This is a genomic window from Psychrobacter sp. M17(2026), from assembly GCF_055699815.1.
The window spans coordinates 1519672-1534554 of record NZ_CM146741.1; the positions used below are offsets into that span (position 1 = coordinate 1519672).

Below are 14883 nucleotides of genomic sequence, written 5' to 3' on the forward strand. Positions count from 1 at the left end.
TTCTAGTCTTTTAGTAGTTTAGCGACTAAAGCACTTAATAGTTGATACTCTTTTTGATCAAGTTGTAGTCGTGATCCTAACCGTGACAGGCGCGATGGTAAGGACCGCAAGTGTTCACTATCTGCTAAATTACGAGCAACCATTAGCTCTGTGATACGCTTTATAAGGTGCTGCAGTTGTTGCTGATTAATGGCAGGCTCATCCCACTGTTGACGTCTAAAGGTAGACAACATCGGTAGCTCCAAGCTATCTTCTATCTCATCTGCGGTCATAGTAACTGCATTTTTAGCCGAATTATTAGCAACATGACTCTGTACATAAGTAAAAATAAAACTGGCAATGACTTGCAGCGCTGAGGCGACATTGAGTACGGGATAGTCAGGATTGGCATCTATTTGAATATGATAATCTGCCAAAGAGAGCTCCTCATTAGTCAGCCCGCGATCTTCACGACCAAAGAGAATAGCAATATTAGGCATATTGCCAAGCTCGATTGCGCTTTGACTATCTATAAAGTCCAGCATGATCTCTGCCGCTTGCATTGGATTGACGACAGGACGCGGTAGATGACGGCTGCGGGAACTGGCGGCAAACACCAGCTGACAGTCACTAATCGCTGTCTCTAAATGATCTACAATTTTAGCGTTTGCCAAAATATCTTGACCACCTGCAGCATGCGCGATACTAGTATCATCAATAGGGTGTTTTGGATTAACAACACTCAATCGTGTCAAACCCATAGTATGCATAGCGCGCGCTGCTGAGCCAATATTGGCAGGCAGAGTAGTGTTGACCATAATTACTTGCAAGCAAGATAGATAGTCAACCGTTTTAGATACTGGAGCATTTTTATCTGATATAGACGTATTATTGAGAGACATTATAATCCTAATCGTGAGCTAATTTCACGTTCAACCTTTTGCAACGCTACTGATATCTGATCGATAAGAGCGGTCTGGTCCGCAATATTATGATCACGACAAGCGTCTTGCAGTCTACCAGATAATATCTCTAACTGCTTAGCACCTAAGGTAGCACTAGCACCTTTTAGCGCATGAGCTGCTTCATAGCCCTCAGTATTGTTATTACTAGCTTGTGCTTCGCGCATAAGCTTAATACGCTCAAAACTATCTACAAAAAAACTTTGTACCAAACCTGCAAAGTCATCTTCGAGCAATGTGCACATATCTTCAAACTGCTCTTCGTCAATAACTATCTGATCAGGTGCAGGCTTGTGCGTGACCTTGATTTTATAGTTATTTTTTTGCATATAATTTGGGTTGCGATTTACTTTGAATTCAATCATTGTCCTCAATCCTAAGGTATAACATTAAAACTAAGTATTACTAAAGACCTAAACATTACTAAAGGCTAAGTGCTTATATATTTAATTTTACCTTTGTCCTCAATATTATACCTTATAAAGTCAGCTATAGTGAAAGTGCAAATTATCGTCGCTGATCATGCTCTTAAGCGCTTGCAAATTATCATCGTTGGGATAAACCCGCCAGTGCTCAGATAGGGCTACATTGGCGATACCGTAGTCGGCATAAATACTTAAGCCAAGCGCCGTACAATTATCATTAATATCATCATTACCAAAAGCGGAATCTGCATCGTTCTGTGCAGTATGCTGCGGCTGTGCCATTAAATCATTGCCTGCCTCATCATATACTTGAGCTTCCATGCCAGCGTTATAAGCACTGCCATCATCATCTTGTTCATAGTTATAAGATAGGCGCGGCGCTGGAATAATACTCGCTTGAGCTGACTTTAATAGAGGTTGCAAGCGCATTAATAATTTAGTGTCCTCGCCATGTACTTTTATACTGATTTTTTTAAGCCAGCGCAGACGTGCATCAATCATGGTCATAGCATTATCAAGACGGGCAAACAGACGACCGTCACGCTCACGGATACTGCCCTTGATAATGACTACCTCATCGACTTTTAACTGCTCTTTTACGCGGTTAAAGCGCTCAGCATAACAGCTAACCTCCAATCTTGAGGTGCCATCATCTAGTATAATAACATTTCGATTACCGAAGTTTGCCATGTCGATGATCAGCCCTGCAAAATAACAGCTGCCATTATATCCTGTATCTGTGAGTTTATTTAAGCGAATCCCTGAGGTATAGCGTTTTAGCTCTTCTAAATACTCATTGATAGGATGTCCTGTCAGATATAAGCCTAGAGTATTCTTCTCAGCCTTTAACCGGTGCTTATCACCCCAGATCAGGTCGCTGGTCATGACCAATGGTGGTGCTGCAACCACGCCATCCATCTCACCGAACAAGTCCATCATACCGAGCTCTTTGTTTTGTCGATCTTGCTCAGCGGCTTGCACGGCGCTGGGCAGCTGACTCATCAGCGCACCGCGAATCTCGTAAGCGGCGTCCGCTGGTAGATCCGGTCGCAGGGTCGCGGCAAAATCATCAAAACAACCCGCGCTAACCAAAGCCTCAAGGGTGCGCTTATTGACCTTTTTGATATCGACACGGCGACAGAAATCATATAGATCTTTAAATAAGCCATCTGTGCGACGCGCCTCAACGATAGATTCAACCGCGCCTTCACCCACACCTTTGATGGCACCTAAGCCATAAATAATATTAGTCGGCGTATCAGCGACAAAATGCCATTCACTGCGATTGACCGAAGGATTGACCACCGTCAAGTCAAAGTTTTCACGGCAATCATTAATAAAGAACACTACGTTATCAGTATTGTTCATATCAGATGTGAGTACTGCTGCCATAAACTCCGCAGGGTAGTATTGCTTTAGATAAGCCGTTTGATAAGCCAATACGCCATAAGCGGCAGAATGCGAGCGGTTAAAACCGTAACCGGCGAACTTCTCCATCAAGTCAAACACCCCACCTGAGGTGACCTCATCAATACCTTGGGCAGTTGCCCCTGTGATGAAGATATCACGCTGTTTTGCCATCTCCTCAGGCTTTTTCTTACCCATTGCTCGCCTGAGCATATCAGCGCCACCTAGACTATAACCTGCCATGACTTGCGATATCTGCATGACTTGCTCTTGATAGACAATAACGCCGTTGGTATTCTCTAAAATAGGCTCAAGGTTTGGGTGATCGTAGATGACCTCCTCACGCCCATGCTTACGGTCAATATACATCTCAACCATACCCGCATCTAAGGGGCCGGGACGATAGAGCGCGCACATAGCGATAACGTCTTCAATGTTAGTCGGCTGCAATTTGGCAAGGTACTTTTTCATACCCATGCTCTCTAACTGAAAAACAGCCGTGGTCTTAGCATCTTGCAGTAGCTTATAAGCCTTTTTGTCATCTAATGGCAAATCTTCTAACACCAGCTCCTCTACACCCTCGATAGCTCGGCGCTTATTGATATTTTTAACGGCGGCATCAATGACTGTCAAGTTACGTAAGCCTAAAAAGTCAAACTTGACAAGACCTACGGCCTCGACATCGTCTTTGTCAAACTGACTCACCCGTGAACCATCATCGTCACAGTATATCGCGCTAAAGTCAGTAATTCGATTTGGTGCAATCAATACACCACCTGCGTGTTTACCCACGTTACGACACACGCCCTCAAGCTTGATTGCCATCTCCCAAATCTCAATAGCATCTTCGTAATCCATATTGTCAGGATTGGAGATGAGATCTTTGAGCTGTGGCTCTTGCTCTAGGGCTTGGCTTAAAGTGATACCTGGGGTCTTAGGTATGAGCTTAGACATTTTGCTGGCGAGAAAGTAAGATTTACTTTGCGCGCGCGCCACATCTCGTACCACAGCTTTAGCCGCCATAGTACCAAAAGTGATAATCTGCGAGACTGCTTCACGACCGTACGTTTGCGCGACATAATCAATCACCCGATCACGACCTTCGATACAGAAATCAATATCGAAATCGGGCATAGATACCCGCTCAGGGTTTAAGAAGCGCTCAAAAAGTAAGTCGTAATGAATAGGGTCAAGGTCGGTAATGTTCAGTGCATATGCCACTAAAGAGCCTGCACCTGAACCGCGTCCAGGACCGACAGGTACGCCATTGGCTTTTGCCCAGCGGATAAAGTCCATAACGATTAAGAAGTAACCTGGAAACCCCATTGATAGGATGATTTCAAGCTCATACTCTAGGCGTTCGTCATACTTCTGGCGAAAATCATTCCAATGTTCACTACGTTCTTCAACAGGAAAGAGCCTATCCAAGCGATTATTTAGACCACGTATAGACTCTGCGCGAAAGAAAGATTCAATGGTCTCACCCTCGGGTACAGGAAAATCAGGCAGTACATTAATGCCAAGTATCAAAGTCACATTACAACGAGTCGCTAAGGCTAGAGTATTATTGATAACCTGCGGAATATCAGCAAATAACTGCTCCATCTGCACCTGCGTCTTTAGGTACTGCTGATCGGAATAGTTTTGCGGACGATTGGCATCAGCGAGTACATACGAGCCTGCAATACAGACACGTGCTTCATGCGCATCAAAGTCATCTTGCTGCAAAAAACGCACATCATTATGGGCAATAATTGGAATATTATGTTTTGCGCCTGCATGAATAGCTGCCTGTATAAAAGCGTCTTCGCCAGTGCGATTGGTACGCTTTATAGCAAAGTATAAGCGATCAGCAAACGCCGCTTGCCATTCTAATAACAGCTCATCAGCGCGCTCTGGCATTGAGCCGACTAACGCTTGTCCGACATCTGACTTTTCAGTAAACAGTACGATCACGCCTGCGGCATGCTCAAGAATATGGCTGCGCTTGATAACAGGCACGCCATGATTGGCATCGTCAGCACGCCCTTCGGTAAAGCCAAGCGAGACAATACGAGTGATATTTTGATAACCCTCATTATCCATCGCTAATAATACAAGGCGCGAGTCTTCATTTTCCATGATGACTTCGCTACCGATGATCGGCTTAATGCCAGCACCTAGACAGGCACGATAGAACTTCACCGTAGCATAAAGATTTGAGAGGTCAGTCAACGCTAAGGCCCGCTGATTGTCCGCCGCTGCCGCTTTTATTAGTGGCTTGATACGTACAATTGAGTCAGTGATTGAATACTCACTGTGAATGCCAAGGTGTACAAATGCCATAAAGAACTCTTAGTTATAGGTTTAAAAGCTATTTCGAACATAACTGCAATTAGAGATTTATTCAGGTAAAATAATTATAAATAACAACGTTTTACAGTGATTTTAAAACTAATATTTCTAAAAAAATAGAGATTTAATTTTGTATTTCTCGATATCAATCTGGCTAACAATAGTAGCATTATTTGACGCGAACAGCTATAAAATCAGCTTCAAAAATAATCATAATGAAGTTTGAGGGATGATTAGCGGTATTGACAGAATTGTATTCAACCGGCTCTAAACAACAAGCTTGATCTAAACAGCAATATTGGAATATGAAAGCAAGTGCTGTCATATTCCAATATTGCTGTTTAGATAAGTAGGAAAACCTTGCTATAAAGATAGCAGAATATTGAATATTTGAATGAGTGAAAGTGTTTGATATTAGCTTCAAAAACTCTTTAGATCGTAACAATAGAAAAGGTTTTTTTAGGAATATTAGTAGACATCATTGACGAGCTTTACCGAAGCGGCTCAGTTTATAAGCTGTTGGATCAATAGTATCCGGCTCATTAAAATAATATTCGGTAATTATACGCGCACTCACGACTGATTGCGTTAAGCCTAAATGATGATGACCAAAGTTTAAAAATACTCGTCCGATATTATCAATGACGGGTAAAAAGTCTACAGTCGTTGGTCGAAAGCCCATCCATGGCACGCTATCATCGGTATTTAACAGCTCTTTTAGCATAGGATTGGCATGCTGCAATAGCTTGTGCGCTCGCTGCATATTGGGAGGCGCGTCAAGTCCTGCATATTCTACTGTACCCGCTAAGCGTAAACCGCCTTCCATCGGCGTCATAATAAAATGTCGATCCAAGCTTGATACTGATGTATTTAAGCGCTTACTTTCATGCGGGAGCATCAAGTGATAGCCGCGTTCGGTATCTAAAGGTACTTTTACCCCTGTCAGCTGCTTAGCTAGCGACTTTGAGTATGCTCCTGCCGACAGTACTACTTTATTAGCTATCATATCGCCTTGGTTCGTTTTTAAGTGAATGCTGTCTTCACCTAAAATAGCTTCGAGAACTTTGCACTGCTCAATTATATGACCGCCAAGCTGCCGAAAAGTGGCGGCAAGGCTATCATGAATAGCTTGCAGGTTAGTAAAATGCCCCGTTTTTGAGAAATATAGCGCATCAAGATTATCATTCTTTAAAGCGGGTTCATGCTCAGCGATCTCATCTTTGGTTAGCAGATGATTGGTCACGCCAACATCGTTAAGGCGTTTGCCATAATCGGTTAAAGTCGCGAGTTTTGTAGGATGTTCGATCGTCAATAATGAGCCGCTGGTATGCACCCATTGACTCAGCTCAAACTGAGTAGCGAAGTTTTGCCATGCCGCCAAGCTATTTTGGTTAAGGTTCAATGTTGATTTATGAATACGCTCAAACGGTTCAGAACGCATATTTAACAAAAGCTGCACCGCCCATGGCATAAGCCGTGGAAGATAGCGCCAGTCCACCGTAGCGGTCCAGTAGGATTGAGCAGCATCGCTGGATATGGCGGAGCATACTGGCATCAGCCACAGGAAACACTTGCTCAGTAGCCAAGTGCCCTGCGTTACCTGATGAGGTGCCCTTACATATCTCATCAGCTTCGAGCAAAGCTACTTTTACTCCGCGGGCCTGTAGCGTCACCGCCGTCGTTAGACCAATAATGCCGCCACCAATAATATGTATGTCAAAGTCTTGAGTATTCATAAGCGCTCTCAATAGGCTAGTAGGAATGACGGTAGTAAGTTTCGTTAGTATGTTTCAATAAACCTTAAAAGCTAACGTATCGCTTGTTACTTACTATAAAGATATCGATAGTGTTTTTTAAAAAAAGTAGCAGTATGTTATACAGAAATCCTAAAATAGTAACCATGCTAGCTTTCTGATTCAAAAGCTTGAGTCAGAAAGCTAATATCTTAGCTCACATAAAACATATACGAGTCTGCAGCTCAATGATGTGTTTTAAAATTAAAAAACTCTCGCTGTTACTGTAACATCGAGAGTTTACATTCATAAGGTATTAGCAGTAATGTCATTAATGTTTAGCGTTTATCATGTTTATCGCTATATGCTATCCAGAAGTCTGCATTTTCAACACCCGCTTTTCTAGGGTCAAAGACAGGGTTGAGTCCCAGCTTCATTTGCTCGTCGTAGTCTTTTAATACTTTAAGAGCTGTTTTACTCAATAAAACGATAGCAATAAAGTTAAGGTAACACATACTGCCGAAGCCGATATCGCCCAGCGCCCACATCATACCTACTGACTGTATACTACCGCTAAAGCAAACGATTAGAAATACAATTTTTAGTAATGGTTTTAAAATAGGATAGCGCATCTTGCTGTCTAGATATACCATCGTTGTTTCAGCGATATAGTAATAAGCAATCAAGCAGGTAAAGGCAAATAAGAAGATGGCAATAGCCACGAAGCCACTACCATATTGGCTAAATACGGTTGAGACTGCGGCTTGAGTAAATGCGGTTCCAGCTGCGACCCCTGGCATATTCTCGACCAGTACCAAGCCTTCTGCGGGAATGACATTGTACATGCCTGTCGATAAAATCATCAATGCGGTAGCAGTACAAACGAGTACGGTATCAATATAGATAGAGAAACTTTGCACTAAACCTTGCTTGGCGGGGTGTGAGACTTCTGCTGCTGCTGAACTGAAAGTTGCTTCGCCTGCGCCTGCAACGTTTGAGAATACGGCACGGCGTACGCCCCAAGAGATTGCTAGACCAACAATACCACCGAAGACAGCATCCATGCCAAACGCACTTTTAAAAATAAGAGCGAACATAGCTGGTATATTGGATGCATTAAATAATAATACGATGACCATCATCAATACGTAGCCGACCGCCATAATAGGCACGACTTTGCCAGCGAAGTTTGCAATACGTTTTATGCCACCGAATATGATAAATGCTAACAACGCAACGATAATGAAACCAGTTGCAACAGGTGGGATATTAAAAGCGGTATTAAAAGAATCAGCAATGGTATTGGCCTGTACGCCTGGTACCAAAACACCATATGATAGGCAGGTAACAGCCGCAACGACAATGGCAAAAGGCTTCATTTTAAGCCCCCGCTCAATATAAAAAGGTGTACCGCCACGATATTGATCATCAACGGTATGCTTATATACCTGTGCAAGTGTTGACTCGATAAAGGCGCTGGCACCACCAAGCAGACCCATAACGATCATCCAAAATACTGCACCAGGTCCACCAGCTGCGATTGCAGTGGCAACCCCGGCAATGTTACCGACACCGATTCGGCCTGATAAGGCCATACTAAAGGCTTGAAAGGAGCTAATACCTTGGGTTGAGGTTTGTTTGTCAAATAATAGTTTAACCATCTCTTTGAGATAGCGGAACTGTACACCGCGAGTCATCACGGTAAAATAAATACCGACACCGAGTGCCAAATAAACTAATGCGTCGCTCCATATATAACCGACGATAGTATTAATAATCGCTTCCATGGCCCTACTTCCTTGTAAGTGTTTGACTAAAGTTTTAGATTATTTTAATAATACGAAATGCTGTCATATCACTACATCAGGTGACATGACAGGCAAGCTATATTGACTAGTTGACCAACCAAACGGTTTTGGTTTGTGTATATTGTGATAAGGCTTCTAGCCCATTATCACGACCGCCAAATCCAGATTGCTTGTAGCCACCGAACGGGGTGGTGATATCACCCTCTGAAAAACCATTGATCGAAACGGTTCCAGCTTTAATGGCTGAAGCAACTCGGTAAGCACGCTTAATGTTTTGAGTATAAAAAGATGCCGCTAGACCAAAATTGGTTTCGTTCGCTAATTTTACGGCTTCATCTTCGGACTCAAAGCTAGTAACGGCTAATAATGGGCCAAAGACTTCTTCTTTAAATAAGGTCATGTCAGCGCTGACGTTATCAAAAATAGTAGGCTCAACATACCAGCCACTGCCTAAATCTTCGCGAATAGAGCCGCCTGCAACAAGGGTTGCACCTTCGTCTTTAGCCGTCTGTAAGTAATGGCAAACTTTATCGAAATGAGCCTTTTCAATCATCGGGCCAATCGCAGTATCGACATCATAAGGTGAGCCGACTTTCCATTCTTTTAGACCATCTTTTAATTTATCAAGAAGGCTTTCTTTTTGGCTGCTGTGGACTAATAAACGTGAACCACAGCTACAGTTCTCGCTCATGTTCCAAAAGGCGGCCGATAAGATATCGTTAATAGCGGCATCATCAAGTACAGCATCATCAAAGACGATTTGCGGACTTTTGCCACCGCACTCTAAGACAATCTCTTTTAAGTTGCTTTGTGCAGAATATTGTAGGAATAGACGTCCGACCTCTGTTGAGCCAGTGAATGACACCATATCAACATCCCTATGTTGACCGAGCGCTGCACCGACATTTTCACCAAGACCACAAACCATCTGCAAGGCAGCTTTTGGCACACCTGCTTCATAGGCAAGTTCCGTTAAACGGTAGGCAGATAAAGAGGTCAGTTCAGCGGGTTTGACGATGACCGAGTTACCCATGATGAGAGCAGGGGCGACCTTCCATGCATACATTTGTGCTGGGAAGTTCCAAGGCAATACTGCACCAACGACACCGATTGGCTCTTGGACGATGAGCCCTAAAGCTGCGCTACCTGTCGGAGCGACTTTGCCAAATACTTTGTCAGCCGCTTCGGCATACCACTCAAAAGTCTCGATAGTCGCTGGCATGTCAGTGTTTAAGCATTCAGTAATCGGTTTGCCCGCATCAACGCAATCTAATGCTGCTAGCTCTTCAAAGTGTTCATGCATGAGTGCACACCAGCGCTGCATAATAGCCTTACGTTCAGCAGGGGCTAGACGACGCCATTCACCATTCTCAAAACTATCGCGTGCGATTTGTACGGCAATATCGACATCATCGCTAGTACCAGAGGCAATTTGACCGATGATGCTATTATCAATTGGGGTAATATTGTCTAAGGTGGCAGTTGATAAATTCTTATGATCAATCAGATGGCCTGCCCATAGCTTTTGCTGTTTGGCTTGTTCGAACACTTGCTCTTTGGAGATTTGTTTTTTTGAGAACGTCATTTTTACACTCCTTGTTGACTACATTTGATACCGTAGATCGCAATACGGCATCAAATGTAGCGTTAGCTATTCTTGATATTGTTTTTATGAAGCTGAGGACTATTCAGAAAGCAGCGCTAAAAACTCTGCTTTTTCATCTTCTGGCATGTTAGTTAATGGCACCCGTACTGAGCCCACATCAACGCTACCTTTTAAGCAGCCTGCTTTAGCTTTTTGGTTATAATTACCTGATTCCATAGAATGAATAGCAGGATAAATCTCACTCATAATTTGCTTAGCTTTGTCCCAATCACCTTGTTGAGTTGCATTGAAAAGCGCTACTTGTTCTTCTGGAAACACATTTGCTGCGCCAGCTATCCAGCTCTTGGCGCCCCAAAAGAAGAAATCAACCGGCTGATCATCACAGCCGCACACCACTTCAAAGTTTTCAAAATTAGCCTGCAACATACGTAGGGCATGACTAAAGTCACCGCTACTTTCTTTTACACCAACGATGTTAGGGTGTTTGGCTAAATGGGCAACGGTATCAAACTCAATAGCAACGCCGACACGATCAGGGAAGTTATACATGATGATTGGCAGCTCGCTGGCGTCCGCGACTTTTTCAAAGTGAGCGATGATGCCATCTTGCTCAGGCAAGCTATAAGGCGTAGCAGAGAGCATAAGGCCGTCATAACCTAAGGCTTTGGCTTGTGCAGCAAGTTCAATAGAGTGGTCAGTCGATAAGCTATTGATACCTGCAATCAGGGTGACTTTATTTTCAGCACCTTTTTCTTTGGCAGCCTCGGCGATAGTAGTCAACACCAGCTCGCGCTCTGCTGCCGAAAAGGTATAGTATTCCCCTGTGGTACCGCAAGCGACGATACCGGCTACGCCCTTGTCGATAAAAGCTTCGACCAGTGTCGTTAATTTTTGCGCATCAACGTCGCCGTTATTGTCGAAAGGGGTAACGATTGGGACTAAAATTCCATTTATATTCATGAGACTATCCTTATTGGTGTTGATCTGATGGGTAATGATTCAATAATGAATCGGTTGGTTTTTGCTTGGTTCATAACCGTTTGGTAAGCAGCTTATTTAAAGCGAGCAAGTTGATACGGTTTTGGATCGATAGTATGTTCTTCATCAAAATAGTATTCGGCAATCATTTGCGCACTAACGACAGCTTGCGTTAAGCCTAAATGCTGATGACCAAAGCTCAAAAGTACGCGCTCGATTTTGTCGATAACCGGTAAGGAGTCTGCAGTCGATGGCCGAAACCCCATCCAAGGCTTGCTGTCAGTAGCATTTAATGGGCTGTTAAGCATTGGCTGCGCTAGGCTTAATAGCACCTGAGCACGTTCCATGTTGGCAGGTGCCTCAAGTCCTGCGTATTCCACCGTGCCAGCCAAACGCAAGCCTTCTTGCATTGGCGTCATGATAAATCGTCTATCCATACTTGACACTGGTATCTGTAAACGTGCGCTTTCATGCGGTAGCATTAAATGATAACCACGCTCGGTATCTAAAGGCACATTTATGCCCGTGAGCTGCTTGGCAAGCATTTTAGAGTGCGCACCTGCTGATAGCATGACCTTGGAGGCGATCATAGCGCCTTGACTGGTCTTCAAGTGGATACCGTCCACGCTGTGTGTCGCATCAAGAACTCGGCAGTGCTCAACGATATGTCCACCCAGCTGTCTAAAGGTGACGGTCAACTGGTTGATGACAGCTGTTAAGTTGGTAATATGTCCGGTATCAGGGAAAAATAATGCATTAAGCTGATTGTCCTGTAAGGCGGGCTCACGTTCTAATAAGGCTTCTTTGGTCAACCATTCATTAGTTACGCCAATATCATTAAGACGTTTGCCATGGGCGATTAAAGGATTGACGCTGTTAGGGTTTTCAATGGTCAATAGTGAGCCTTGCCCCTTTACCCAATCCTTAAGTTGCCACTGATTTGCAAAATCTTGCCATGCTTGTAGGCTGTTTTGGTTTAAGCTCAATAAGGCTTGATGAATACGCTCAAATGGCTCTGCACGCATATTCAGTAATAGCTGCATTGCCCATGGCATCAAGCGTGGGAGGTAACGCCAGTCTAGTCGCAGCGGTCCTGCTGGATTGAATAACATAGCTGGAATATGGCGTAGCATGCTAGCATCAGCAATCGGGAATACTTGCTCAGTTGCAATGTGCCCAGCATTACCACAGGACGCGCCTTGTCCTATCTCATTTGCTTCAAGCAATGTTACCTTCACACCTCGTGCTTGCAACGTTACCGCAGCCGCTAGGCCGATAATGCCACCACCAATAATATGTAAGTCGAAGTCTAGGGTAGTCATAAATATTCTCAATATTACTTAAATGATGCTATGCGCTTATAGTTTCTGGCTTATTGAAGTCAATTTATTAAGGTTGTATACCCCATTTATAAGGGTCGTCTTTTTGTACGATAAGTGTCGTCTCAGCACAAACATAAGCATGACCACAAATCGTTGGTAAAATAGTATTGTCAGGGTAAGTCATACCAGATGCGTTTTTGAGGTTTGCCACATACTGGTAGCTACCAGTAAATACGCTCCCAATGACACCTTGTTGCTGCCATAACTGCTCGGGAGCAAGTTTGTTGTCAGCAGCTAGACAGGCAAGTTTGGCACTGGTGCCAGTGCCACAAGGGGAGCGGTCATAAGCAGCGCCTGGGCACAAGACAAAGTTTCTACTGTCGACTTGCGTATCTTCGCTATCTGCGAACAACTCAATGTGGTCAATCTCGCTACCGTTTTCGCCCGTGATGTTGGCAGCGATCAGTGCTTGCTTAATTTGCATAGTTACTTGAGTGAGTTGTTTAACATTGCAGGCTTTAATATCTTGCCCATGCTCACTGACTAAAAAGAACCAGTTGCCACCCCATGCGATATCACCTTGGATGAGTCCCAGCTCAGGAACGTCTACTGTTACTTGTTTTTTATAACGATAAGAGGAGACGTTTTGAACGCTACAGCTGCTATCTTCATGGAGCGTGGCTTGGACTAAACCCACAGGAGTCTCAAGCCAATGCACGCCAGCAGTTATTTTCTGTTGATATGCTAAGGAGACGATAACGCCAATAGTGCCATGGCCGCACATACCCAAATATCCAGAGTTATTAAAGAAAATAACACTAGCTACCGCTCTAGGATCTATTGCAGGGAACAGCAGGGCGCCAACCAGTACATCATTACCGCGTGGCTCTAGAATGATACTTTGACGCAAATGATCAAAGTTTTGTTTGAAGTATTGCAGCTTGTCTTGGATAGTGCTGCCGATGAGATCAGGGAAACCATCATAAACCATACGCGTAGGCTCACCGCCAGTATGTGAGTCAATGATTTTGAAATTAAATAGTGTAGAGACCATGACCGACGTCCTAATTCATCCGTGAAAAAATTGCATTCCATTATTGTTCCTTAGACCTGATCGTCACTTTTTTATAGGGAATAACAAGTGACTTATGATTGAGGTCTATCAATAGAATGGACTTTTTTAAATGTATCGTCTTGCTGTTTTTTGATGAAAAAATGCGTACTTCTGCATAGTGGGTCGGTGTACACTAGAAGAGGTTTTAACTGAAATTAAATGAGCAAGTGTTTATTCGAAGTGGTGTAGCGATAGCTGGTCTTATATGATGGCTATATAGCAGTAGTATCATTCGTTAATAAAAAACTGTTTTACTACTGCCATTGATACGACAAGGAGTAGGTATGAGTAGTCATTCTGTAGAAAGTTCAGCGCTTACCATGCTTCCAGTGTCATTGTCACAGAGCATGGCAGATTACAATCCAGACAGTAGCGAGGTATTCACTGGTAGTGTTTCGCTTTTGCTGCCTTTGTTCGATACGCTTTCCAACGTAGTTTTTTTTGTAAAGGACGAGCAGGCACGGTATCAACTTGCGAATAAGACCTTGTTGAAACGCTGTAAATTGCATAAGCATGAGGAAATTATTGGTTTTACCTCAGAACAGATGTTCTCTCACCAACAAAGTAAAGATTATATTTTGCAAGATAAAAAGGTGTTACAAGAAGGCAAGGTGATAGTTGATAACTTAGAGCTCCATAGCTATGCATCAGGAAAACTCGGTTGGTGTATCACCAATAAACTGCCTATTTATGATAAGAAGCAACAGATTATCGCAATGGTAGGCATATCAGTTGATATTGATGAAGATAACGAGCGCATTTTACGCAAGCATGCGCGTTTGGCTGCGGTGGCCCAGTTTGTGCGTAATCACCTTGATCAGAAAATACATATCTCGCAGTTGGCGGAGTTAGCCAATCTCAGCTTATCGCAATTAGAGCGGACGTTCAAAGCAGTACTGAACATGTCACCATTACAGTTTGTCCAAAAGATCCGCTTAGAGTACGCGATTAAATTGTTAGCGATGCCTGAGATGTCAGTGACTCAAATATCATTAAACTGTGGCTATAGTGATCATAGTGCTTTCAGCCGCCAGTTCAAACAGTTTACAGGAATGTCGCCTACGCAGTTTCGTCAAGTACATCTATCGATAATACGCTGAATATTGATTAGGACGTCCAGATAGTGACATACTCAAGGTTAATACTACCCATAAAAAAGCCCTCGATACTGTTACATAAACGAGGGCTAATATAATCGTAATTAGTGCTACTGCG

At 43.4% G+C, this 14883-nt stretch carries 11 protein-coding genes; 1 reads left to right on the forward strand and 10 read right to left on the reverse strand.

Annotated elements, in window-relative coordinates; all coding sequences use genetic code 11:
• Positions 1–2: 2 nt before the first annotated feature.
• The 10 genes from ACR63T_RS06495 to ACR63T_RS06540 all read right to left on the reverse strand — a co-directional run bounded on the left by ACR63T_RS06495 (position 3) and on the right by ACR63T_RS06540 (position 13608).
• Positions 3–881, reverse strand: coding sequence for an RNA methyltransferase (locus tag ACR63T_RS06495; RefSeq protein WP_472785156.1), 879 nt, complete (start codon positions 879–881; stop codon positions 3–5).
• Positions 881–1306 carry an Hpt domain-containing protein gene (locus ACR63T_RS06500; protein WP_227680391.1) on the reverse strand — a complete coding sequence of 142 codons (426 nt, stop codon included), beginning with the start codon at positions 1304–1306 and terminating at the stop codon, positions 881–883. Before ACR63T_RS06500 ends, ACR63T_RS06495 begins: the two co-directional genes overlap by 1 nt.
• Before the next feature lie 120 nt (positions 1307–1426).
• Entirely contained in the window at positions 1427–5098 is a 3672-nt protein-coding gene (gene dnaE / locus ACR63T_RS06505; RefSeq protein ID WP_472785157.1) for a DNA polymerase III subunit alpha, read from the reverse strand.
• Between the two features lie 487 nt (positions 5099–5585).
• Positions 5586–6548, reverse strand: a complete 963-nt coding sequence (locus ACR63T_RS06510) for an NAD(P)/FAD-dependent oxidoreductase (protein WP_305900290.1) — start codon at positions 6546–6548, stop codon at positions 5586–5588.
• Positions 6538–6843, reverse strand: coding sequence for an FAD-dependent oxidoreductase (locus ACR63T_RS06515; protein WP_305900182.1), 306 nt, complete (start codon positions 6841–6843; stop codon positions 6538–6540). The genes ACR63T_RS06510 and ACR63T_RS06515 overlap by 11 nt, the downstream gene beginning before the upstream one ends.
• Before the next feature lie 335 nt (positions 6844–7178).
• Complete coding sequence (locus tag ACR63T_RS06520; RefSeq protein ID WP_305900183.1) at positions 7179–8627, reverse strand: alanine/glycine:cation symporter family protein; 1449 nt, start codon at positions 8625–8627, stop codon at positions 7179–7181.
• Positions 8628–8733: 106 nt separating this feature from the next.
• Positions 8734–10233 (reverse strand): aldehyde dehydrogenase, encoded by a 1500-nt coding sequence (locus tag ACR63T_RS06525; RefSeq protein WP_472785158.1) that lies wholly within the window; start codon positions 10231–10233, stop codon positions 8734–8736.
• Positions 10234–10332: 99 nt separating this feature from the next.
• Positions 10333–11214 carry a 4-hydroxy-tetrahydrodipicolinate synthase gene (gene dapA / locus ACR63T_RS06530; protein WP_472785159.1) on the reverse strand — a complete coding sequence of 294 codons (882 nt, stop codon included), beginning with the start codon at positions 11212–11214 and terminating at the stop codon, positions 10333–10335.
• Positions 11215–11306: 92 nt separating this feature from the next.
• Positions 11307–12554 carry an NAD(P)/FAD-dependent oxidoreductase gene (locus ACR63T_RS06535; RefSeq protein WP_472785160.1) on the reverse strand — a complete coding sequence of 416 codons (1248 nt, stop codon included), beginning with the start codon at positions 12552–12554 and terminating at the stop codon, positions 11307–11309.
• Between the two features lie 67 nt (positions 12555–12621).
• Positions 12622–13608, reverse strand: a complete 987-nt coding sequence (locus ACR63T_RS06540) for a proline racemase family protein (protein WP_472785161.1) — start codon at positions 13606–13608, stop codon at positions 12622–12624.
• Positions 13609–13952: 344 nt separating this feature from the next.
• Between ACR63T_RS06540 and ACR63T_RS06545 the strand changes: the two genes are divergently transcribed.
• Positions 13953–14768 (forward strand): PAS domain-containing protein, encoded by an 816-nt coding sequence (locus ACR63T_RS06545; protein WP_472785162.1) that lies wholly within the window; start codon positions 13953–13955, stop codon positions 14766–14768.
• Positions 14769–14883: the final 115 nt, after the last annotated feature.

Excerpts from the sequence above, each read along its gene's own strand:
- ACR63T_RS06540 (WP_472785161.1), bottom strand. The coding sequence starts at position 13,608 with ATGGTCTCTACACTATTTAATTTCAAAATCATTGACTCACATACTGGC.
- ACR63T_RS06510 (WP_305900290.1), bottom strand. The coding sequence starts at position 6,548 with ATGCGTTCTGAACCGTTTGAGCGTATTCATAAATCAACATTGAACCTT.
- ACR63T_RS06515 (WP_305900182.1), bottom strand. The coding sequence starts at position 6,843 with ATGAATACTCAAGACTTTGACATACATATTATTGGTGGCGGCATTATT.
- ACR63T_RS06545 (WP_472785162.1), top strand. The coding sequence starts at position 13,953 with ATGAGTAGTCATTCTGTAGAAAGTTCAGCGCTTACCATGCTTCCAGTG.
- dnaE (WP_472785157.1), bottom strand. The coding sequence starts at position 5,098 with ATGGCATTTGTACACCTTGGCATTCACAGTGAGTATTCAATCACTGAC.
- ACR63T_RS06525 (WP_472785158.1), bottom strand. The coding sequence starts at position 10,233 with ATGACGTTCTCAAAAAAACAAATCTCCAAAGAGCAAGTGTTCGAACAA.
- ACR63T_RS06495 (WP_472785156.1), bottom strand. The coding sequence starts at position 881 with ATGTCTCTCAATAATACGTCTATATCAGATAAAAATGCTCCAGTATCT.
- ACR63T_RS06535 (WP_472785160.1), bottom strand. The coding sequence starts at position 12,554 with ATGACTACCCTAGACTTCGACTTACATATTATTGGTGGTGGCATTATC.
- ACR63T_RS06520 (WP_305900183.1), bottom strand. The coding sequence starts at position 8,627 with ATGGAAGCGATTATTAATACTATCGTCGGTTATATATGGAGCGACGCA.
- ACR63T_RS06500 (WP_227680391.1), bottom strand. The coding sequence starts at position 1,306 with ATGATTGAATTCAAAGTAAATCGCAACCCAAATTATATGCAAAAAAAT.
- dapA (WP_472785159.1), bottom strand. The coding sequence starts at position 11,214 with ATGAATATAAATGGAATTTTAGTCCCAATCGTTACCCCTTTCGACAAT.